24 protein-coding genes are annotated in these 20897 nt (G+C 71.3%); 8 read left to right on the top strand and 16 right to left on the bottom strand.

Annotated features, from left to right (window positions below; all coding sequences use genetic code 11):
* Positions 1 to 85 precede the first annotated feature (85 nt).
* Positions 86 to 868 carry an APH(3') family aminoglycoside O-phosphotransferase gene (locus QOL99_RS04050; protein WP_285521615.1) on the bottom strand — a complete coding sequence of 261 codons (783 nt, stop codon included), beginning with the start codon at positions 866 to 868 and terminating at the stop codon, positions 86 to 88.
* A gap of 34 nt (positions 869 to 902) precedes the next feature.
* Here QOL99_RS04050 and QOL99_RS04045 point away from each other — a divergent pair, with 34 nt between their 5' ends.
* From QOL99_RS04045 to QOL99_RS04035, 3 genes are read left to right on the top strand one after another with little or no spacing between them, the layout of a single operon-like run.
* Positions 903 to 1796, top strand: a complete 894-nt coding sequence (locus QOL99_RS04045) for a hypothetical protein (protein ID WP_285521613.1) — start codon at positions 903 to 905, stop codon at positions 1794 to 1796.
* Positions 1793 to 2152 carry a hypothetical protein gene (locus QOL99_RS04040; RefSeq protein ID WP_285521611.1) on the top strand — a complete coding sequence of 120 codons (360 nt, stop codon included), beginning with the start codon at positions 1793 to 1795 and terminating at the stop codon, positions 2150 to 2152. Before QOL99_RS04045 ends, QOL99_RS04040 begins: the two co-directional genes overlap by 4 nt.
* A 10-nt stretch (positions 2153 to 2162) precedes the next feature.
* Positions 2163 to 2954 carry a CDP-alcohol phosphatidyltransferase family protein gene (locus QOL99_RS04035; RefSeq protein ID WP_285521609.1) on the top strand — a complete coding sequence of 264 codons (792 nt, stop codon included), beginning with the start codon at positions 2163 to 2165 and terminating at the stop codon, positions 2952 to 2954.
* Between the two features lie 116 nt (positions 2955 to 3070).
* On the opposite strand, the gene QOL99_RS04030 is transcribed toward QOL99_RS04035, so the two are convergent.
* From QOL99_RS04030 to QOL99_RS03990, 9 genes are all read right to left on the bottom strand, one after another.
* Positions 3071 to 3739 (bottom strand): DUF2270 domain-containing protein, encoded by a 669-nt coding sequence (locus QOL99_RS04030; protein ID WP_285521606.1) that lies wholly within the window; start codon positions 3737 to 3739, stop codon positions 3071 to 3073.
* Between the two features lie 55 nt (positions 3740 to 3794).
* Positions 3795 to 4451, bottom strand: a complete 657-nt coding sequence (locus tag QOL99_RS04025; RefSeq protein WP_285521604.1) for an MBL fold metallo-hydrolase — start codon at positions 4449 to 4451, stop codon at positions 3795 to 3797.
* Between the two features lie 16 nt (positions 4452 to 4467).
* Positions 4468 to 5409, bottom strand: a complete 942-nt coding sequence (locus QOL99_RS04020) for a DNA polymerase III subunit delta' (protein WP_285521601.1) — start codon at positions 5407 to 5409, stop codon at positions 4468 to 4470.
* A 67-nt stretch (positions 5410 to 5476) separates the two neighbouring features.
* The gene (locus QOL99_RS04015) at positions 5477 to 6241 is read right to left on the bottom strand and encodes a metallophosphoesterase family protein (RefSeq protein ID WP_285521598.1); all 765 of its coding nucleotides are present in this window, start codon (positions 6239 to 6241) and stop codon (positions 5477 to 5479) included.
* Positions 6242 to 6261: 20 nt separating this feature from the next.
* Positions 6262 to 7293, bottom strand: a complete 1032-nt coding sequence (locus QOL99_RS04010) for a S66 family peptidase (protein WP_285521596.1) — start codon at positions 7291 to 7293, stop codon at positions 6262 to 6264.
* 285 nt (positions 7294 to 7578) lie between these two features.
* A complete protein-coding gene (locus tag QOL99_RS04005; protein ID WP_285521594.1) occupies positions 7579 to 8109 on the bottom strand; it encodes a macro domain-containing protein in 531 nt (176 codons plus the stop codon).
* Positions 8110 to 8114: 5 nt separating this feature from the next.
* Positions 8115 to 8861: a guanylate kinase gene (gene gmk / locus QOL99_RS04000; RefSeq protein ID WP_285521592.1), complete on the bottom strand. Its 747-nt coding sequence runs from the start codon at positions 8859 to 8861 to the stop codon at positions 8115 to 8117.
* A gap of 103 nt (positions 8862 to 8964) precedes the next feature.
* Entirely contained in the window at positions 8965 to 9417 is a 453-nt protein-coding gene (locus QOL99_RS03995; protein WP_285521589.1) for a hypothetical protein, read from the bottom strand.
* Positions 9418 to 9623: 206 nt separating this feature from the next.
* The gene (locus QOL99_RS03990) at positions 9624 to 9920 is read right to left on the bottom strand and encodes an Lrp/AsnC family transcriptional regulator (protein WP_285521586.1); all 297 of its coding nucleotides are present in this window, start codon (positions 9918 to 9920) and stop codon (positions 9624 to 9626) included.
* Positions 9921 to 10022: 102 nt separating this feature from the next.
* On the opposite strand from QOL99_RS03990, the gene ahbA reads away from it, so the two are divergent.
* Positions 10023 to 11090 carry a siroheme decarboxylase subunit alpha gene (gene ahbA / locus QOL99_RS03985; protein ID WP_285521584.1) on the top strand — a complete coding sequence of 356 codons (1068 nt, stop codon included), beginning with the start codon at positions 10023 to 10025 and terminating at the stop codon, positions 11088 to 11090.
* A gap of 76 nt (positions 11091 to 11166) precedes the next feature.
* Here ahbA and QOL99_RS03980 read toward each other — a convergent pair whose 3' ends face one another.
* Positions 11167 to 12078, bottom strand: a complete 912-nt coding sequence (locus QOL99_RS03980; protein ID WP_285521582.1) for an SDR family oxidoreductase — start codon at positions 12076 to 12078, stop codon at positions 11167 to 11169.
* A 132-nt stretch (positions 12079 to 12210) separates the two neighbouring features.
* On the opposite strand from QOL99_RS03980, the gene QOL99_RS03975 reads away from it, so the two are divergent.
* The gene (locus tag QOL99_RS03975) at positions 12211 to 12501 is read left to right on the top strand and encodes a hypothetical protein (protein ID WP_285521581.1); all 291 of its coding nucleotides are present in this window, start codon (positions 12211 to 12213) and stop codon (positions 12499 to 12501) included.
* A gap of 53 nt (positions 12502 to 12554) precedes the next feature.
* Here QOL99_RS03975 and tkt read toward each other — a convergent pair whose 3' ends face one another.
* The gene (gene tkt / locus QOL99_RS03970) at positions 12555 to 14540 is read right to left on the bottom strand and encodes a transketolase (RefSeq protein WP_285521579.1); all 1986 of its coding nucleotides are present in this window, start codon (positions 14538 to 14540) and stop codon (positions 12555 to 12557) included.
* A gap of 343 nt (positions 14541 to 14883) precedes the next feature.
* Here tkt and QOL99_RS03965 point away from each other — a divergent pair, with 343 nt between their 5' ends.
* Genes QOL99_RS03965 through QOL99_RS03955 form a run of 3 tightly spaced genes read left to right on the top strand, consistent with a single transcriptional unit; the run spans position 14884 to position 16970 of the window.
* The gene (locus tag QOL99_RS03965; protein ID WP_285521575.1) at positions 14884 to 15792 is read left to right on the top strand and encodes a GNAT family N-acetyltransferase; all 909 of its coding nucleotides are present in this window, start codon (positions 14884 to 14886) and stop codon (positions 15790 to 15792) included.
* Positions 15789 to 16760 carry a GNAT family N-acetyltransferase gene (locus QOL99_RS03960; RefSeq protein ID WP_285521572.1) on the top strand — a complete coding sequence of 324 codons (972 nt, stop codon included), beginning with the start codon at positions 15789 to 15791 and terminating at the stop codon, positions 16758 to 16760. Before QOL99_RS03965 ends, QOL99_RS03960 begins: the two co-directional genes overlap by 4 nt.
* 9 nt (positions 16761 to 16769) lie before the next feature.
* A complete protein-coding gene (locus QOL99_RS03955) occupies positions 16770 to 16970 on the top strand; it encodes a hypothetical protein (protein ID WP_285521569.1) in 201 nt (66 codons plus the stop codon).
* 72 nt (positions 16971 to 17042) lie between these two features.
* Here QOL99_RS03955 and QOL99_RS03950 read toward each other — a convergent pair whose 3' ends face one another.
* From QOL99_RS03950 to QOL99_RS03935, 4 genes are read right to left on the bottom strand one after another with little or no spacing between them, the layout of a single operon-like run.
* On the bottom strand, positions 17043 to 17486 hold the full coding sequence (locus QOL99_RS03950; protein ID WP_285521567.1) for a hypothetical protein: 444 nt from the start codon (positions 17484 to 17486) through the stop codon (positions 17043 to 17045).
* Positions 17483 to 18673 (bottom strand): DUF1501 domain-containing protein, encoded by a 1191-nt coding sequence (locus QOL99_RS03945; RefSeq protein WP_285521564.1) that lies wholly within the window; start codon positions 18671 to 18673, stop codon positions 17483 to 17485. Before QOL99_RS03945 ends, QOL99_RS03950 begins: the two co-directional genes overlap by 4 nt.
* A 40-nt stretch (positions 18674 to 18713) precedes the next feature.
* A complete protein-coding gene (locus QOL99_RS03940) occupies positions 18714 to 19979 on the bottom strand; it encodes a DUF1800 domain-containing protein (protein ID WP_285521563.1) in 1266 nt (421 codons plus the stop codon).
* 2 nt (positions 19980 to 19981) lie between these two features.
* The gene (locus QOL99_RS03935; protein ID WP_285521562.1) at positions 19982 to 20758 is read right to left on the bottom strand and encodes a transcriptional regulator; all 777 of its coding nucleotides are present in this window, start codon (positions 20756 to 20758) and stop codon (positions 19982 to 19984) included.
* Positions 20759 to 20897 lie beyond the last annotated feature (139 nt).

Genomic DNA, 20897 nt, shown 5'->3' with positions numbered 1-20897 from the left:
ACCGAGCAGCTTTCACTCCCGGTCCGGCGTCACGGTCTGCGCTCCTCACTTGGCTCGGTCAAGCCCGGGATCAACGGCAGGGAGGTCAGAACAGCTCGTCGAGCAACCGGTAATAGGCCAGCTTGCGTTCGTCCACCAGCGCCCGGCCGTACAGGTCGAGGAAGCGCTCGGCGTGGTCCCGACTCAGGTTGCCCGTCAGGCTGCGGTGCGTCAGCGCGAGGTCGGCGTGACGGTCGGCCAGCCCGGCGCGGCCCACGTCCACGAAGCCCTCCACGTACTCGCCATTCAGGATCAGGTTGGGCAGGCAGGGGTCGCCGTGGGTCACCACCACGTCCTCCTCCCCCGGCCGGGTGCGGACGAGTTCGTTCCATACACGGGCCGCCGTCCAGCCCTGGCGTTCGTCGTCAAAGTCCGACTCGTCCACCTCCCCCGCCTCCACCCGTTCGCGGGCTAGGCGCAGGGTGACGGGCAGGGTCATGGTGAAAGGGCAGTCGCGCCCGGGCAGGGCGTGCAGCTCACGTAGGGCACGGGCGAGCAGGTCCACCACCCGCTCCGGGTGCAGCAGCGCGTCGGGGTGGCTCATGGGGATGCCCGGCAGACGGGTCATGGCGAGGAACTCGTGGGTGGGCGTGACCTCGTAGCCCACCACGGTGGGCACCGGCACCCGGCCCGCCAGCCAGCGCAGGCGTTCGCGCTCCTGAAGCAGGGTGGAGACGGGCAGGCCGCCCCGGGGCTGCACCTTGACCACGTACTTCTGACTGCGCCACACGCCCGCGCCACTCCTGCCGCCTGTGACGGGTTCCCAGCGGGCGGCGGGCAGCACGCGGCGCAGGGCGTCGGGCAGGGTGGGGCCGGGGCGGGCGGTCATACCCGGGAGGATACGCGGGGTACACTGCCGGGCGATGAAGGTCGGTCTGCTGGATACGCTGGGAGCGCGGTATGGGCGGTACTGGGCCGCGTTCCTGAAAGAACTGGGGGTCGAGGTCGTCACGCCGGACCTCCCCGCCGCCGAGGCGTTCGCGCTGGGCCGCGACAGCCTGCCGGACGCCCCGGTGCAGGTGCAGCTCGTGCTGGGGCGAGTGCTGGCGCTGGGGCGGGTGGACCTCGTGCTCCTCCCGCAGACGCCGCCCCTCCTCAACGACGGCTGGGGCGAGGCGCTGCCGGACCTGCTCTCGCGGCGCCTCAGCGGGCTGCCGTCCATGCAGGCCCTGCCCGACGGCGGCCCCGAGATGATCGCGGCGGCGACCGAGCTGGGTCAGCGGCTCACCCGCAACCCCGGCCGGGTGCGGCTGGCGCTGGAGCGGGTCAAGCCGCTGGCGGCCCCGCCGCGTGAGGACATGCCCGCGCTCAGCCGCGCCTCGCGGGTCACGGTCGCCGTGGTCGGGCCGCGTGCCCTGCTGGGGGACCCGGACCTGGGAGCGGGATTGCGGTCGGCGCTGGAAGGGCTGGGGCTGCACCCGGTCATCTCGCCCGAGCTGCCCCCCACGCAGGTCGCGGCCCGGGGTGGGCGGATGGAGCGGGCGGCCACGGCCCCGGCGGGCGAGAAGGAGCTGTACGGGTCCCTCAAGCTGCTGGACGGCAAGAGTGCGGTGCGCGGGGTGATTCTGGCCTCTCCCGCCCGGGACGGCGCGGTGCGGACCACTCTGGAGCGGCTCGCGGGGCAGACGCACAAGCCCGCGCTGGTGGTCGACGTGGACGCCGGGCAGACCGAATGGCCCGAGCTGGTGGCCTTTCGCGACCGCGTCACGGTGGGCGCGGCGGCCCGGCCTGCCGCGCCGGGCGGGGACGACGCTTGAAGTTCTGGCGCTGGCTGACGACCCCGGACCCCGAACCGGGCCTGACCCGGCGCAAGCTGGGGCGGCTGCTGATCCGGGTGCTGCTGTTTACCGTGGTGGCGACCCTGCTCTCGGGACTGCTGCGGCTGGCGGGGCTGGGGCCGTACCTCGACACCTGGTGGGGCACGCTGATCTTCGTGCTGCTGCTGTACATTCCGCTGTTCCGCTTCCTGACGGTGGACAGCTTCGTGCCGCGCCGCCTCGCCGGGCGGGGAACCCGGCAGCAGTCGGACGCCCGCACCCAGCGCCGCCGCGAGCGCAACCGCTATGCGGGCGTCAGGAAAAGCCCTCCACGCGGGGGGGGCGGGCGGCGGTAGGCTCCCTCCCATGACCCACGGCAAGGCCCGCCCCGCCCGTGAGTGGGCCGCCGAGCTGATCTTCCGGCCGCTGGCAGAGCGACTGGTGCCTCCGCTGGCGCGGCGGCGGGTCAATCCGCTGCACGTGGTCCTGACGCATACGGCCCTGGGGCTGCTGGCCGGGGCGCTGCTGCGGCGTGGGCATCGGCTGACCCCCGCCCTGCTCCTTCAGGTCAAGACGGTGCTGGACAATCTCGACGGGCAACTCGCGCGGGCGACCCGGCAGACCACCGAGACGGGGCGCTACCTCGACTCGGAGATGGACGTGCTCGCCAACGCGGCCGTGCTGACCGGGCTGGCGGGGCGCCGGGGCCTGGGGCTGACCGGGCTGCTGAGCCTGATTCTGACCACCGACTACCTGTGGGAGCGGGACCACCGGCAGGCGCGGGGCGAGGTGTTCCGTGACCCGCCCGCGCAGGCTGGAGACGACCCCCGGGTGCTGGAGCTGCTGCGGGGCGTCTACGCGCTGTATTTCGCCCCGCAGGAGCGAGTGCTGGGGGCGCTGTTCGAGGCCCGGCTGCGGTCGGCGGTGGGCGGCGACCCCTCCCCCGCCGACCGCCTCGCCTACACGCCCGCCGCGATCAACCGGGTGGCGGTCAACCTGGGGCTGAGCACGCAGCTGCTGGCCCTCGGCGCCGCCCTGGCCCTGCGGCGGCCCCGGCTGTACCTCTGGAGCCTGCCCGCGCAGGTGGGGCTGCTCGCCGGGGTGCAGCTCTGGCGCGAGGAGCAGGTGCGCCGGGGCCGTCATGAGATTTCCGGATAATCCGTTGCGGCCCCTCCGCTTCGCTGCGGTGCCTCCACTCCTCTCCGTCACCGTTGTTCCTTCTCCCTCTGGTCGGGGTTCACAGTCATTGCCCAACTGTTCATCTGGAGTCCGTATCAGCCCTCTTCCAGCGGGTAGGTTCGCGCGGCCCGCACCGCCAGCGAGATCAGGAAGCTGTAGAAGACGGCGACCCCCAGAAACACCAGCCAGCCGGGAAAGTTGCCGATGTCGGCCAGGGCAAAGGCGGCGGGGAACTCCAGCACCCAGCCCTTGGGCATGGACATGTCGAGTTTGGCGAACCACGCGATCAGCACCGCCGCGTAGATCCACAGGTAGTTGCGGTTGAGCCGCCAGCCCAGCGCGTCGGCGCGGGTCATCGGGGAACGGGGTTTGGCGAGTTCGGCCAGCAGCAACTGGTGCCACCCGGCGTCTACCCGGTCGCCCAGCATCGCGGGGTAAAAGAAGCGCTCCATGATGCGGACCCGGTGGTGGGCGACCTCGAAGGTGCGGAAACGCCGGGCCTCCAGCCGCAGGAAAAAGTAGTTCATGCCCATCGCAAAGAGAAAGGTCGCGTGGCTGTTGTTGGGGTCTCCCAGCGCAAAGGACGCCAGGCCCGCCGTCGTCACGACCGACCAGTTGGTCGTCATGTCGAGGCGCTGGCGGTAGGCGGTCATCTTGCCCACCTCGGCGCGGTACAGGTGAATCAGGGCGTTGGCCGAGTTGGTGGAATAGTCGCGGTCGGTGAGGGCCCCCAGCAGCGGAGCGGGTGCGGTGGCGGGCGTCACGGCCCCGCCCCCGGAGAGACAGGCAGGCTCATGGGTTCAGCGTACCCCCGGCCCGTCACCGCAAGAAGGGATTGGTGCGCCGCTCGGCCCCCACGGTGGTCGCCGGGCCGTGGCCGGGATAGACCGCTGCGTCGTCCGGCAGGCCCAGCAGCTCCCGCGTGATGCCCTGCAGCAGTTGCGCGTGGTTCCCGCCCGGCAGGTCGGTGCGCCCGATGCCCCCCTGAAAGAGGGTGTCTCCGGCGACCACAACCCCGTCCCCGACGAACACCACATGCCCCGGTGCGTGCCCCGGCAGCTCCCGCGCCGTCAGGGTCAGGTCGCCCGCCGTGAAGGTCTGGCCCTGGGTGATCCCGTGCTCGGGCGGCGCGGGCTGGATAAATGGCAGGTTCCAGCGGGCCGCCGAGGCCGCGCCCATGCGGTAGATCGGCAGGTCGGCAGGGTGCAGCCACACCGGCACGCCCAGCGCCTCCCGCACCGGCTGCACGGCCCCGATATGGTCGAAATGCGCGTGCGTGAGCAGGATGCCGCGCACCGTCACCCCGGCGTCCCGCACCAGCGACAGCACCTGCGCCGCGTCGTCGCCGGGGTCGAAGAGAAAGCCCTCGTTCTGCGCTCCGGCCACCAGGACCGCGTTTTCCTGGAGGGGGCCGGTGGACAGGGACCAGACGCGAACAGAACCGTGAAGCCGGGACCGGGGCAGAGAGCGGGTCATGGGGGGAAGTGTACGGCTACGCCCCCAGCCCAAAGACCTCGCGCAGCCGCAGGGCGAAGACCTGAAAGCTCAGGCTGGGGCTGGCATAGGCTTCCAGCGCCGAGTGCAGGGCGTCGAGCGCCGTGTCCGCGCGGGCCCGCTCGTGGGGGGGGCGCTCCCGCCACGTGAACCGCAGCGCCTCGGGGTGCCAGGTCGCGTCCCAGCGCTTTTCCAGCCGCTCGGCAGCTTCGAGAGCGGTCAGCAGCCCCTCGCCCAGCGCGGCTGTGAACTCGGCGCCGTCCGCCAGGGCCGCCCGCACGGCCTCCCGCGCCTCCAGCACCCCGGCCCGCCCAGCGGCAAAGGCGACGAGCGCCGGGTCCGCCTCCTCTCCCAGCCCCGCCAGCCCGCGCTCGATGGCCCGGTCGGGGGCCGGGGCCACGTCCAGGCGGGCGCTGCGGCTCTGGATGGTGGGCAGGACCGAGCGGCGGTCCTCGGCCAGAAAGACGAACAGCGCCCCGTGCGGCGGTTCCTCGACCAGCTTGAGCAGGGCGTTGGCGGCCTCCGGCCCCAGGAACTCGGCGCCGTCCACGGCGACCACCCGGCGGCGGAAGGTGGGCCGGACTTCCAGAAACTCGTAGACGTGGGTCTCGTACTCGCGCCCCTTGTCGCGGCCCGAGAGCACCGCGCCCACCGGAATGACCCGCCGCCGCGCCGCCTTGCCCGTGCTCGTGGTGGTGCGCGGCTCCACGATCAGCAGGTCAGGGTGCGCCCCCGCCGCCAGCGCCCGGCACGACGGGCACGCGCCGCAGCCCTCGCCGTACATGCCGCGCGTGCCCGAACAGTTGTGCTGCCCCGCAATGGCCAGCGCCAGCGCCCGCTTGCCCACCCGCGCGGGACCGCTGAGCAGCAGGGCATTGCCCGCAAAGGCCCCCGTCTGCTCCAGCAGCGGCCCGTGGAGGAGGGCAGCCGGGAGGGTCATGCGGCAGGCCGGAACGCCCCGGTCCGGCGTCCCGACTCCTTCCTGCGCCCCCTGCTCCCCACGGCCCTCACCGCCCCAGCGCCAGCCGCGCGGCGAGCACCGGGGGCAGCCCGGCTTCCAGGATGGCCGTCTGCGCGGCCTCGACCGGGTAGGGCACCCGCACCACCTCGAAGGTCTGCCGCGCCGTGTCGAAGAGCCCGTAGCTGGCCCTGGGGTCACCGTCGCGGGGCTGGCCCACGCTGCCGGGGTTCAGCAGGGCGCGGATGCCCGGGGGCAAGGGGTAGCCCCCGCCCCCGCTGAGGCTCTGGAACTTGACCCACTCCCCCACCGGAGCGTGCAGCGCCACGTAGGCACCGGGCAGGTGGGTGTGGCCCACAAAAGCGAGTCGCCCGCTCCAGCCTCCGAAAGCGTCCCGCGCCGCCGTCACCGAGTCGGTGTAGGTGTCCAGGCTCAGCGGCGTGCCGTGCCGGAACAGGGCACCGACTTCCGGGTCTTCCAGGCCGTCGGGCCAGCGGGCCACCCAGCCGAGGTCTGCCGTGGAGAGCCGCCCCAACTGCCACACCAGGGCCGTGCCGACCACCCCGTGACCACCGCCCGGCAACCATTCGCCGCCCTGCGCGTGGAGGTCGAGCAACATCTGCTCATGGTTCCCGCGAATGCAGGTCGCGTCCATCTCGCGCAACAGGGCCAGTACCTCGGCCGGAAAGGCCCCGTAGCCCAGGGCGTCGCCCAGCATGACGGCGCGGTCGTAGCCTCGCCGCGCGGCATCCGCCAGCACCGCCTCCAGCGCGGGGGCGTTGGCATGGATGTCGGAGAGGACCAGCAGGCGCACCGCGCCATGATAGCTGCCCCTCACGGCCAGACCGTGACCCGACCCGCCGCCGGGTCCAGCCGCACCCGGCCCCCCAGCGGCAGCGTGAGCTGCGGGCTGGTGTGCCCAAAATCCACGTTCGCCACCACCGGGAGGTCCCCCCGCCCCGCCTCACGCAGTACCCGGCGCACCCAGCCGTGCAGCTCCTCCACCATCTCGGGCGTGTAGTCCCGTGGGCGGGCCAGCAGCAGCCCGGCGGCCCCGGCGAGGAGGCCCTGCGCGGCGTAATTCCTGAGCCAGTAGCCCACCTGACGCGGCGGGGGCACGTCTTCGCTCGTCTCCAGCGCGAGGACCGCGCCCTGCCACAGCTCGTGGACGGGCCAGCCCGGGGTGCCGTTCAGCATGTCCAGCACCTCCAGGCAGCCGCCCATCAGGTGCCCCTCGGCCTCCCGCTCGCCCTGAAGCCAGACCCAGCCGTCGCCGGGCTGAAAGGGGCGGCGTACAGCCTGCGCGGTCTCGTCCTCCCAGTCCACATGGGCCTGGGTCCATTCCGGCGCGGGCGCGAGGTCGAAGGGGCGCGGCTCGTCCACCAGCGCCCGGCGCAGGCCCTCTGCGGCGAAGGGATGCATCCCGCCGTTCTCCGCGAGGTCGGTCAGCAGCGCGGGGCCGTGGTAGGCCATCACGCCCGCCCGCAGGAACTGGTTGAGGGTGACAGTCGCGTCGCTGTAGCCCAGGAAGACCTTGGGATGGTCCGCGATCAGGCCGAGGTCCAGAAAGGGGAGCAGCCGCACCGAGTCGTCCCCGCCGATGATGCTGACCAGGCCGTGAATGTCGGGGTTTCGCAGCGCCCAGTGCAGGTCGTCGGCACGGGCCTGCGGGTGGGCGTCCAGATACTCGGGGCCGCGCAGCGCGTTCGGCGCGGGCACGACCTCCCAGCCGAACCCGGCGGCGACCTGTCGCACCCCGGCGTGATAACGGCCCATGACTTCGGTGACGAAGCCGCTCGACAGGCTGAGCGCCGCCACCCGTGAACCGGGAACGAGGCGGGGCGGACGGACGAAGCGGAGCGCCATGGGGCAGGCTAGAGCATTGGGCAGAATGACGGCCCCCGGGGACGGGCGCCCCAGGTGCCTCCCCGAATGCCCAATGCGCTTCTTCAATTCGCTCGCTCTGCTGCGCAGCTCTGCAAGTCCGCTCGGCCAACGCATGCGGAAACCCACCGCATTCTTATGGCAAATGCTCTAGAGGTCGGCGGTGGCGGATACCATACGCCGGATGGCCGGGCCCGGGCACGAAAAAACCGCCCACTTGGGGCGGTGATGTCGGGAATTCTAGCGTGGTATGCGCCGGAGGTCAAGTTATGCGCGGCTCTCCCCGCCCAGCCTGGCCTCTGCCGCCCGGAAAGCCTGCACCGCCGCCTCGCCATGCAGCACCAGCCGCACGCTGAGGGCCGGATGCCCCGCCAGGAAGTCGTGAATCGCCCGCAGGGTGACCTCGGCGGCCTCCCGGAGCGGGTAGCCGTAGACCCCGGTGCTGAGGGCGGGCAGGGCGACCGAGTCGCAGCCGTGCCCGGCAGCCAGCCGCAGGCTCTCGCGGCAGGCCCCGGCCAGCAGCTCTGCCTCGCCCTGGGTGCCGCCGCGCCAGACCGGGCCGACCGCGTGGATGACGAAGCGCACGCCCTGACGCTCCAGATCGAAGGCGGGGGTGATCACCGCCGTCCCGGTGGGCGTCCCACCGATTTTCCGGATGGCCCGCAGCAGCTCCGGCCCGGCGGCGCGGTGAATCACGCCGTCCACGCCGCCCCCGCCCGCGAGTTCCTTGTTGGCGGCGGTCACGACCGCGCAGGTGCGCTCGCGGGCGATGTCCCCCTGCACCAGTTCGAGGGGCATGGCGCTCAGCTCTCCACGACGCGGCGCAGGTCCGCCGGGCTCAGCGCCCCGCTGCGGACCGTGTCGGCCAGGTGCCCCGCCGCGCGGTCCTCGTCGGTCCACTCGGCCTCGGGAAGCTGGCGGGCACGCTCGGCCCGCTGCACGGCCCGCAGTTCCTCCACGGCGCGGTCCAGGTCGTCGTTGACCACCACGTAGCGGAAATCGTGGGCGTGCATGATCTCCTCGCGGGCGCGGGCGAGGCGTTTCTCGATGCGCTCGGGCGTCTCGGTGGCGCGGGCCGTCAGGCGGCGGCGCAGTTCGGTGAGGCTGGGCGGCATGATGAAAATCAGGATGGCCTCGTCGCCCAGGCGGCCCTTGACCTGCATGGCGCCTTCCACCTCGATCTCCAGCACCACGTCCTGCCCCCGCGCGAGCGCCGCCTCGATAGGTTCGGCGGGCGTGCCGTAGTGGTTGCCCACGAACTGCGCGTGCTCCAGAAAGCCGTCCTGACGCACCCGGTCCAGAAAGACCTCGGGCGTCACGAACACGTACTCCACCCCGTCACGCTCGCCGGGCCGGGCCTCGCGGGTGGTCCACGAGGTCGAGTAGAACACGTCCTGCCCGGCCAGCCAGCGCTCGCGCAGGGTGCCCTTGCCCACCCCGGACGCGCCGGTAATCACGAGCAGCAGGCCCCGTCCTGGGCGGGGCTGGGAGGAGCGGGGCCAGGGAGAGGGGCCAGGGGCAGGGGAAGCGTCCGGTTCAGTCACCATCATTGGCATCAGCATAAGGGGCCGGAGGCGGCGGGGAAGGAATGCGAAGGGGGCGGGAGGAGCACCCTGGCCTCTCCCACCCCGCGGAGCGCGACTCGCCCCGCGTCTAGTTCTTGCTGCGGCTGCGCGTCGTGGTGCCCCCGCCCGCCGAGGTCCGGCTGCGGCTCTTGCCGAGGGCCTGCCCCTTTTCGTAGCTCGCCTGCATCTTGCGGCGGGTCTCCTCGGCCAGGGCCTTGAAGTCCACCAGCCCGGCCGAGATGTTCTCGGCGGTGGGTTTGACATTCCCGCTGCGGCGGGTGCTGGCCAGCGCCTCATTGGTGTCCGCGAACCACGCTTCGAACTCGGGCGTCACGTCAAAGAGCATGTCGCGGGTATCGCGCTGGTAGCTGCCTTCCGCGCCCCGCCGCGAGAAGGTCTTGGGCATGGTGAAGCGTTCGGTGAGGAAGGTGGCGTCGAACCTGCCCTCCCGCACCGCTTCACGAAACTGCTTGACAAAGGCGTCACTGCGCTGGGGATTGCTGAGCTCCTGCACCTGTTCACTGAGTTTCCTGTAGGCCATGATGCCCTCCTGCCCCCGAGTATGGGTTTCCGGCCCAGGTCTGTAAAGGGCAGGGGCTTTTCATGGTGGAGGCTTGCTCCAACTTTGTAGGTACGGGTACGAAATCTATTCCGGGCCTCTTCCTGGGCATCCCCCTGCCCGTTCGTCCTCCAACAGCAGGCGACTCCAGCAATCTGGCGCCGCCCCTTGAATCTGCCGCCCCCCGTTTAGGAAAACTGATTTCCCTCATCCAGACCGACGCCGAACCCCTGATCAAGCAGGGCCTCGCTGTAGGTGCGGAAGGCCAGCATGGTCTGGGTGCGGGCGATGCCCTCCACCTTGCGCAGGTGGCCGGTCACCACGTCGTCGAGGTCCTCGTAGCGCCCCAGCTTGAGCACCACCACGATGTCCCACTCGCCCGTCACCGAGTACACCTCGCGCACGCCCGGCACCCCGGACAGGGCCTCGGCGGTTTCCTGAATGCGCTGGCGGTCGGCCTGGACCATCACGATTGCTGTGACCATGCGGGCATTGTGCCGTTTCCGCGTCGCGGGAGGTCAGCCCTGCGGTCCTGACCGTTCGTTCGGGGACGTTCTGCCGCCGCGTGGGGCCGTACCCTGGAGGACATGACGGCCCCCGCCCCCGCGCCCGCCCCGGCGACCCCCACGGTCACGCCGCGCGAGCACCTGCTCAACCGCATTCAGAAGGACATTCCCATCGTGCAGCGGCCCTACCGCGTCATCGCCGAGGAGGTCGGCCTGACCGAGCAAGAAGCGCTGGGCATCCTGCGCGAGGTGAAGGCCGAGGGGGTGCTGCGGCAGGTCAGCGCGATCTTCGACACCCGCACCCTGGGGTACAAGTCCAGCCTGGTGGCCGCCGAGTACGACGAGGACCGGCTCGACGCGGGGGCCGAGGTCGTCAACGGTCACCCCGGCGTCAGTCACAACTACAAGCGCAACCACAGCTTCAACCTCTGGTACACCATCGCCGTGCCGCCCGAGAGCGACCTCGAAGCGCATGTCCAGAAGCTCCATGAGCTGAGCGGCGCCCGCGTCACCCGGCTGATGCCCACCCTGCACCTGTTCAAGATCGGCGTCGAGTTCGACATGACCGGCAAGGAGGACTGGAACGCCAAGTCCAGGCCCCAGTACACCTCCGAGCAGCGCAATGTCGGCTACGAGGTCACCGACCTCGACCGCGCCTTCGTGCTGGAGTTCCAGAAGGACCTGCCCGTCACCGAGGAGCCCTACGCGGACGCCTGCGCTGCGCTGGGCCTGACCATCGACGAACTCGCCGCCCACGCGGAGAAGATGAAGGCGGCCGGAGCCTTGCGGCGCGTCTCGGCGGTGTTCCGGCACCAGAAGGCGGGCTTTACCTTCAACGCGATGGGCGTGTGGGCCGTGCCGCAGGAGCGGGTGGCCGAGGTGGGCCGCCAGATGGCCGAGTTCAAGGCCGTGTCCCACTGTTACCTGCGCCCGACCTACCCCGAGTGGCCCTACACCATCTTCACGATGGTCCACGGGAGAAGCAAGGAAGAGGCGTTCGGCAAGATCGCCGCCATCGAGCAGGAGGTCGCCCCCGGCATTGACCACGCGATCCTGTACTCGACCAAGGAATACAAGAAGGTGCGGCTGGAGTTCTACCAGCCCGAGTTTTACGGGTGGGCACGCGAGCATCTGGGCACCGAAGCCTGATCTCCGGGAAGGAATCCGGGAAGGGAAGGGACGCTGAGGCCGGAGCTTCAGCGTCCCTTCTGGTGAGCGGGTTCGCTTACCCGTTCACCACCTCGCCCCCGTTGGGGTGCAGGACCTGCCCGCTGATGTAGGAGGAGTCCTCGCAGGCTAGGAAGACGTAGGCGGGCGCGACCTCGGCGGGCTGGCCGGGACGCTCCAGCGGCACGTTCTGGCCGTGCTCGGCCACGCGCTCGGCGCCGAAGGTCGCGGGGATCAGCGGGGTCCAGATCGGGCCGGGCGCCACGCCGTTGACGCGGATCTTCTTCTCGGCGAGGTTCTGGCTGAGGCTGCGGGTAAAGGCCACGATGGCCCCCTTGGTGGAGGAGTAGTCCAGCAGTTGCGGGCTGCCCTTGTAGGCGGTGACGCTGGTCGTGTTGATGATGACCGCGCCTTCTCCCAGGTGCGGCATCGCCGCCTGGGTCAGGTAGAACATCCCGAAGATGTTGGTGCGGAAGGTGCGTTCCAGTTGCTCGGGCGTGATGTCGGTGATCTGGTCTTGCGGGGTCTGCTCGGCGGCGTTGTTGACGAGGATGTCGAGCTTGCCCAGCTCGGCCACCGCCCGCGCCACCGCCTGCTGGCAAAAGGCCACGTCCCCGACGTCCCCGGCGATGGCGACCGCCCGGCGGCCCTCGGCTTCCACCATCGCCACGGTGTCCCGCGCGTCCCCGTGCTCGTCGAGATACATCACGGCGACGTCGGCCCCCTCGCGGGCGAAATGCACCGCCACCGCCCGCCCGATGCCGCTGTCCCCACCAGTGACCAGCGCGACCTTGCCCTCCAGCTTGCCGCTGCCCCGGTAGCCCTCGCGGATGACCACGGGCGCGACGCTCATCTCGGCCTCACTGCCCGGCTGGGTCTGCTGGGTCTCGCCGGGCACCTCCTGCGGGTAGCTCCCGGTGGGGGCGGTTTCGGGCTGCGCGTGGGTGCTGGCCTGGTCTTTGTCGGTCATGGGCCGACTGTCTCACCCTGCCCCGCACCCCTCCCCGCCCTGGCTCACAAGCTTGAGGAGGTGTGAAGGCAGGGGCCGCTCTGCCCGGTCAAAAAGAAAGGCACTTTTTGACGAGTGTTCTAGACTTGCCGCATGACCACGGCGCTGGTGCTGATCGTGATCTCGCTCGCGGGGGCGGGGGTGCTGCTGCTCACGCGGCGGGGCGGGCCAGGGCGCCCGGGCGGCTTCCGGCCACCGCCCCGCCGGACGATGAAGACCGATGAGGAGGTCTGGCTGCGGCGCCTGATGACGCTGACGCGGGGCAACCGGGGAGCCGTCGAGCGGGCCGTGACCGCCAAGCGCCGCACCTTTCCCCGCGCCACCCGTGCCGAGCTGCTGGAGATGATTCACGACGAGTACCGCCGCGACCACGCCCGCGACTGAACGTGGAAGCGCCCGCCTCCTTCCGGGAAGCGGACGCTGAGGGCGGCGGGGAATCAGCGGGCCAGCACGTCCCGTACAGTCCCCACCACGTTCTCCACGCTGAAGCCGAACTGCTCGAACAGCACCTTGGCGGGGGCCGAGGCGCCGAAGGTGTCCATCCCGATCACGGCCCCGTCATGGCCGACCCACTCGTACCAGGGGGACCGGCTGGCGGCCTCGATGGCGACGCGGGGCACGCCGGGCGTCAGGACCGAGTCGCGGTAGCCCCGCTCCTGCTCGCGGAAAACCTCCATGCAGGGCATCGAGACGACGCGGGCCTGCGTCCCCTCCCCGGCCAGTGCCTCGGCGGCCTCCAGCGCGAGGCTGACCTCGGAACCGGAGGCGACCAGAATCACCGCCGGGTTCTCCGCGTCGCGGACGACGTAGGCGCCCTTCTTCACGCCTTCCGGGTTGGCGGGCAGGACGGGGAGGTCCTGGCGCGAGAGGGCCAGCGCGGTCGGTCCCTTGCCGTACTCCAGCGCCATCTGCCACGCGGTCGCCGTCTCGTTGGCGTCGGCGGGGCGGATGACGTGGGCACCGGGCACGGCGCGGAGCATGGCGAGCTGCTCGATGGGCTGGTGGGTGGGGCCGTCCTCGCCCAGCCCGATGGAGTCGTGGGTCAGCACGTAGGTCACGGGCTGCATCTGAATCGCCGAGAGACGGAAGGCGGGCTTGAGGTAGTCCGCGAACACCAGGAAGGTGCCCACCAGCGGGCGCGGCCCGCCGTACAGCGCCAGCCCGTTGGCGGCGGCGGCCATGCCGAACTCGCGCACGCCGAAGTAGACGTTGCGGCCCCCATACGAGCCGGGCAGCAGCTCGCCGCCGTCCTTGATGGTGGTCTTGGTGCTGCCCGAGAGGTCGGCGCTGCCCCCCATCAGGCCGGGCACCACCCCCGCCAGCGCGTTGATGACCTCGCCGCTGGCGTTGCGGGTGGCGACCGCCTTGCTGCCGGGTTCGTAGGTGGGCAGCGCGTCCGCGAGATTGGCGGGCAGGTCCCGCTTGAGGAGGGCCATCACCTCGGCGGCGAGGTCGGGGTGCTCGGCGCCGTAGCGGTCGAGGAGAGCCTGCCACTCGGCCTCCTGCGCGGCCCCGCGCCCCGTCGCGTCCATGTGGGCCTTCACCTCGTCGGGCACGGTGAAGGCGGGGAAGTTCCAGCCCAGCGCCTGCTTGGTGGCGGCGACGCCCTCCTCGCCCAGCGGCTCGCCGTGCGCCTTGCTCGTACCCGCGCGGGGGCTGCCGAAGCCGATCACGGTGCGAATCTGAATCAGGGTGGGCTGCTCGGTCTGCTCGCGGGCCTGGCGGATCGCGGCCTCGATCTCGTCCAGATTCTCGCCGTCCTCGACGCGCAGCACCTGCCAGCCGTAGGCGCGGAAGCGGGCGGCCACGTCCTCGGACTCGGCCTTCTCGGTGGCGGTGTCGAGCTGCACCCGGTTGTCGTCGTGCAGCCAGATCAGCTTGCCGAGCCGCAGATGCCCGGCCAGCGCCGCCGACTCGTGGTTGATCCCTTCCTGCAGGTCGCCGTCGCCCAGGATGGAGTAGACGTGGTTGTCGAAGATCGGGAAGCCGGGGCGGTTGTAGCGGGCGGCGAGGTGCGCCTCGGCCATCGCCATGCCCACGGTCATCGCCGCGCCCTGACCCAGCGGTCCGGTCGTCGCGTCGAGGCCGGGGGTGTGGAAGAACTCGGGGTGGCCGGGCGTCTTGCTCCCCCACTGCCGGAAGCGCCGGATGTCGCCCAGCGGCATGTCGTACCCGGTGAGGTGCAGCAGCGAGTAGATCAGCATGGAGGCGTGCCCCGCCGACAGCACGAAGCGGTCGCGGCCCGCCCACTCGTGATTCTGCGGGTTGTGGCGCAGGAAGCGCTGCCACAGGACGTAGGCCATCGGGGACGCGCCCAGGGGTGCGCCGGGGTGCCCGCTGTTGGCGGCCTGCACCGCGTCGATGGCGAGCGTCCGCATGGTGCTGATGCTGAGCTGGTCCACGCTCTGTTGGGAGGCTGTCATGTCCGGCAGTCTAACGGGCGGCTCCGGGCCACAAAAGACACGCCCCCACCTGCTACGAGGGAAGGGCGTGATCGAAGGACAACTTTGGGCCCTCAGGCTCCATCCGGTTCGGGGAACAAGCACACCAACGGCGCTTCCATTCCGGTGAAAACAGAATACGCCCCGGCCGTAATCCTGTCAACCCATTCCGTGAATGTGATTCACTTATGAATTGCAGCGGGCCGGACTGGATAGCGCTTGGTAGCGGCAGGCACTGCCCGACGCGGGGCGCATATACACGGCTACGCCATCCGGCCTACCTCTGCGATTGGTGTTCCGGGAGCCGGACCGACAGGATGGGGGCATGAGCTCAAGCCCAACCCTGACCATCCGCGCAGCCACACCTGACGACGCCTTTGCCGGGGCGCTGCTGCTGAACAGCACGCAGGAGCCGCACTTTCACACCGGTGCGGTGAGGCTCGCGGGCTCCTTTCAGGAGACTCCTGATCGCTACGCCGTGGCCGAAACAGGAGGGCGCGTGAGCGGGCTGGGCACCCTCTGGTTTCCGGAGTTTCACCCTACCCACGCCTGGGTGGGCCTGCATCTGCACCCCGATCAACGGGCAGGCGGTGTGGCAGGAGCCCTGCTGGAGCACCTCGCGGGGCGGGCGCGGGCGGCCGGGCGGGAGCGGCTGTGGGCAAGCGTGCGCGAGGATTACCTTCCGGCGTGGCCCGACCTGCCCGCGCTGGGGTTCCGGGAGGTTCACCGGACCTTCGGGGGCGGCTTTCACCTGGCGGGGTGGGAGGCCGGGACGGACAGGCTGGAGGCGGCGCTGGCCGGGCAGGGCTACCTCTTGACCCCCGCCGCCGACTTCCGGGGGGACGGCCGCCTGACCGACCTCTATGCCCGGACGCGCGGCGAGAAGGTCAGTGCCGAGCCCACCATCCCCCCGGCGGCGGAGACCCTGACGAAGGGGGACGGCCTCTGGGACATGGCCTGGCTCGCCTGGCACGGGCAGAACCTCGTGGGGATTGCCCTGCCGGAACGGTCGCGGCTGGATGCCTGGAACGCGGTGCTGGTGGTGCATCCGGGGCACCGCCAGCGCGGGGTGGCGACGGCGCTGCTGGCACGGGTGGCCCGCAGCGTGCAGGCTGGGGAAATGACCTTCCTCAACGTGGCGGGCAGTGCGCGGGATGTGGCCTACCTCGGCGTGCTGCGGCGGCTCGGGGCCAACATTGAACCCGACTGGATCGCCTGGGAACGTGGGGCGTGATTGTCCGGCCCTTCCAGCGGGCCGACGCCCCCGCCGTGGCCGACCTCGTGACCCGGAGCGTGCGCGGGCTGTGGACCTACCGGCCCGAACATTTCCGCGAGGACGCCCGGCCAGAGTGGCGACGGCTGGTGGCGGTGCGGGGCGGCGGGGTGATCGCCACCGCGCACCTCGCGCCCTTCGGGGACAGCGCCCCGGACGCGCTGCGGCTGGACCTCGCGGGGGAGGGGGCGGCGTTCAGTCCCCTTTATCTGGCGCTGCTGGCCCGATCGGAACTGGTCCGGCGGCCCGCCGGATACACCCGGCTGCTGGGCGTGACCCGCGAGGACTTCTCCGAGAAGATGACCTTCTTCGCGGCGGCGGGCTTTCGCAACGCGTGGCAGTCGTGGGGAGCGCACCTCGACCTGCGGGGCTGGGACTTCGGGCCGTTCCGGGCGCTGGAGGAACGCCTGTTTCTGGAGGGCTACGAGGTCGAACGCTGGCGCATGGACGCGCCGGAGGCCGAGTGGCAGGCCCTCCACGCCCTGCACCGCCAGGGCGAGGCGGACGTGCCGCGCAACCCGACGACCATGACCGCGCCGCTCGACCTGCCCGCCCTGCGCGAGGTGATGACCCGCGAGGAAGCCGTCTTCGTGGTGCGGCGGCGGGGCGAGCTGCTGGCGCTGACCCGCCTGACCCTGCCGCGCGGCCAGCCGCTTCAGGGCACGGGCGAGGTGTCCAGCGACCTCACCGCGACCCACCCGGCACACCGGGGCCGGGGCCTCGCCACGCTGGTGGGGGCGCACGCGCTGGCCTGGGCGCACTCGGAGGGGTACACCCGCGCCGGAACCGGGGGCGCGGTCCTGAATCTGCCCATGCTGCGGGTGAATACCCGGCTGGGCTACGTCCCGGAGGCGATGTGGGTGACCTGGGAAAAACGGCTGAGAACCCCCGACGCGGCAGTCAGAAACTGTTCAGAGGTTTCAGGCTAAATTGGTGCCATGCCACAATTGATGCTGGAGGAGCTGGCGTCCTACTTCTTCTACGCGCAGGGCGGCGAGGGTCCCTACACCCTCCACGACTTTGTGCGGCTGATCGACGAACTGGGCCTGCAGCGGGCCAATGAGGTGCGCGAGGACGTGGTGCGGCAGATCGCGGACGGGCGGCGGCTCCCCGTGATCCGCGCCGAACTGGTCGCCTGAACTTCCAAGCGAACGGGGGAAGGCACTGGCCTCCCCCCAACAGGGCCCTACCTCCCACGCGGGAAGTGGGGCTTACTTTTTCGCCCGGTCTTCGGGCAATCCGCCCGCCTTCTCGAACTCGGCCTGGAGGTCGCGCAGGGGTTTGGCGGGCTTGCTTTTGGGATCACCCGGCAGCGTGCGCGCGAAGAATTCCAGCGCATCGGGGTAGCCGTCGGCGTCCGCGTCGGCGTTCTTCGCGAGGACCGAGCGCAGCACCGTGCGGAAGTTGGCCGTGGGTTGGGCGCGGAACCCAGCTTGCAGGCTCTGGCCGAAGGCGTTCCAGCCCTTCCCGCCCTGCGGCTGGGTATGGCAGGCCACGCAGGACATCACCTTGCCGGAGAGCTGCCACAGCGGGTCGTCCTTATCGTGGCCGAGGAAGCGGGCGGCCTCGGTGCGGTACTTGGGCAGGGCGAGGGCTGCCGGAGCCGCGAGCAGCACCAGCCCGGCGAGGAGGGCACCCCCGAGCCGGACGCTCACGCCACCCACTCCGGCCCCGCGAAGTCGCCGCGCAGGATGCCCTGGGCGTCCAGGCCCAGCCAGCGCGTGAGCGCCCCGGCGTACACGCCCCGGAAGTCCTGCTTGTAGCGGATGTCGCCGTTTTCCAGGTTCTCCAGGTCCGGGCTGTCGCCGTGGACGCCGCCCTTCACACCCTTGCCCAGCGCGAACATCACGCTGCCCTGGCCGTGGTCGGTGCCCGCGCTGCCGTTCTCGGCGACCCGGCGCCCGAACTCCGAAAAGCCCATCACGATCACCCGGTCGGCCAACCCCTGCGTTTCCAGGTCGGCCTGGAACGCGGCGAGGCCCGAGGCCAGGGTCGCGAGCAATTCGTCCTGATCGGCCCGCTGGCCCGCGTGGGTGTCGAAGCCGTTCAGCGAGACGTACAGCACCCGCTGCCCGGTCCCGGCGGCGATGAGGCGGGCGGCGTCTTGCAGGTGGGTGCCGAAGCGGCCTTCCGGGTACTTCGCGCCGGGGCGGTACTTCGCCACGTTCGCCTGCACCTTCTGCGTGTTCAAGACCATCTGCCGGGTGGCGCGGCTCAGGTAGTCGGCCTCGCCCTGACGGGGCAGGTTGAGCAGCTGCTCGAAGGCCCCGTCCAGCCCCGCCGGAAGCCGCACCTGAAAGCTGCTCACGCTGTCGATGGAAGGCAGGCTGAAGTCCGAGGCCCGCAGCGCCTGTGGGGTCGTCCCGCCGATGTTCGAGGCGCAGAAGGGGTCGCCGATCTTCTCGGCCACCCGCCCGATCCAGCCTTCCGCCTGCGCCTGGGTGGGGTCGGCGGTGTGCCAGATCGCCATGCTGGCAAAGTGGCTGCGGTTGGGGTTGGGATAGCCCACGTTCTCCACCCAGGCGAGGTGCCCGCTGTCCCACAGGCCCATCAGGGGTTTGAGGGAGGGATGCATCCCGAGGTCCGGCGTCAGCGTCAGCACGTCCTTTTTGGGAATGGCGATGTTGGGGCGGGCCGCGTAGTAGGCCCCGTTGGAGTAGGGCACCAGGGTATTGAGGCCGTCGTTGCCCCCGGTGAGCTGGATGACCACCAGCGTCTTGCCCGCAGTGCCGGGGGTGGTCGCCGCCTGCGCCGCGGCCCGCGCCAGGAAGCCGGGCATGCCGGTCGTGGCGGCCACCGCGAGGGCGGAGTATTTCAGAAAGTCGCGTCGGTCCACGGTCATGGTTACCTCTGGGGTCACTTGGGTCGGGTCACGGGGAGGGTCAGGCCAGCCCGAATTCGGGGCTGATCAGGCTCAGGTACAGGCGCTGCTTGGGGTTCAGGCCGCCCGTCACCCCGGCCAGCGGCGAACGCTGGGTGCCCAGCAGGGCGAGGTCGGAGGGCAGGATCTCCAGCTTCGGGGCCGTGTTCCCCACGGTGAGCGAGGCGGCCAGCTGCATCCGCAGCAGCAGGGCGGTGTCGCCCACCCACTCGCGGCCCCCGTCCCAGCCCTTCACGGTGTCGGGTTCGAGGAGAAACTGGCCCATCCGCCCGGCGGTCTGCGCGAGGTTCAGAATCTGCCGGGTGTCCAGCCTCGGTCCCCCCAGCGTGCGAACCGCCGCCACGGTGAAGGCGACCGGCCCGCGGATGATCGCCGCGCGGCGCGAGTAGAAGTGCTCGCTGGCGAGGAGTTCCTCGAGCACGGCGCGGACGTTGCCGTTCGTGCGCCGCCACGTCTCGGCGCTGGCGGCCACGGCCCCCTCGTCGGGGGTATCGGCCACGAAGGCGCGGTGCAGCTTGCGGGACACGAAGGTGGCGGTCGCGGGGTGCGTGGCGGCGATCCGCACCACGTCCTCGCCCCGCAGATTGCCGCTCTGCCCCAGGTAGGTTTTCCGGCCGCCGTCGTGCTGCCCGGAGATGAAGAAGAACTCGGAATCCTCCAGAAACTTCTGGTTGCCGCGCCCGCCCCGGAAGGTCCAGCCGGTCAGGGCGCGCGCCCCCTCCTGCACGTCCCGCTCGGTGTAGGGGCCGATACCGGTCGTGAACAGCTCCAGCAGCTCGCGGCTGAAGTTCTCGTTGGGCCGCCCCTTGCGGTTCTGGTCGGCGTCGAGGTACCGCAGCATCGCGGGCGACTGCGCGACCTCCAGCGCGAAGCGGGCGAAGTCGGTGGTGGCAGCGTGGCGGCGCAGCAGGTTCAGGTAGCCCGCCAGCACCGGCACGTTCCGCACCTTGTCGGTGGCGACCACGAAATGGTTGCTCCAGGTCAGGGCCAGCAGCTCGCGCAGGGGCTGGGGGCTGTACAGCAGCTCGAAGAGCCACGCCGCCCGCGTGAGCTGCACGCCCGCGAAGGGCGTGGCGGCCTCGGCGGGGTTGAAGGGGTTGCCGGGAGCGCGTTCGTCGCCGAAGGCCAGCGCTGCGCGGGCCACCTCGCGCGCACCCTGGCCCACCAGGTCGCGGATCCCGGCGTCGGTGGCACCGAAGGCCGTGCGCCGCAGAAAGTGCGCGGCGTCCTCGGCGGTGAGCTTGCGGGAGAGGGGGGGTAGGGGCATGGTTACCTCTTAGAGTCGTGGGTGGGAAGAAAAGTTCCCAGGGGGGTGGGGTCGGCTTCCCGGATCTGGGCCAGGGCCTGTTTCAGCGGGGTGTCTGGCAGGTTGCCCACCAGCCACACGAAGCGCCCGCCCACCCGCCGCGAGGCCACCCCCGGCGCGGCGCGGACATTGCGCGGGGCGACGACCAGCGCGAGCACATTCACCCCGTCGCTGAGGGAAACGGTCACGCCGCCCCCCTCCCGGTCCTCGGCAGAGACGGGCACGAAGCCGGGCGGAAAGCGCAGGCCGGGCAGCGCCTTCAGCACGGCAGCTCTCAGGCCCACCGGGATGGGCGGCAGGGGCCTCTTGATCCGCAGGGGCTGGGGGTCCACCCGCGTGAAGGCGGCGCGGCGGGCGAGCAGGCCGCCGGGCTTCCGTTCCTCGTAGGCGAGGGGCACATTCCAGACCCGGTCAATCCAGAGCGTCCAGCGGGCCGCCTGCCCCACCCTGGGGGTGAGGTCATAGCGGGTGACCTCGCGGCCCGCAATGGGGGCAGAGGCGTCCTGGCGGGTCACCGTGAAGTTGCGTGTCAGCAGCGCCGGGTAAAAGGGCACCGTGGGCAGCCGCGCCGCCGTGCGGGTGGGCACCGCGCGGGGCGGGAAAAAGACACTGACCTCCGCGTCGCCCCGCGCGGCCAGCGTGCGTGCCTGCCGCAGCGCTGCTGTGAGGTCGTCCACAGGTGCCGCGTTTGCCGCAGCGGCCAGCCCCAGGGCCAGGGCAGCGGCGAGGGCTCTCTTCACCAGCCCTCTCCCAGTGCGCCCTGGTACACGTCGTAGGCGGCGCTGGCGGGCAGTGCGGGCGCGGGCCGCAGGACCAGCACCCCGGCGAGGACCGCGGCGGCCGCCAGCAGGGAGGGCCACAGGGGGGCGCGGCGAGCGG

The sequence above is a fragment of the Deinococcus rhizophilus genome, assembly GCF_030271215.1.
Classification (GTDB): domain Bacteria; phylum Deinococcota; class Deinococci; order Deinococcales; family Deinococcaceae; genus Deinococcus; species Deinococcus rhizophilus.
The sequence above is the reverse complement of the archived record's forward strand: the minus strand, read 5'-3'. Positions and strand labels throughout refer to the sequence as shown.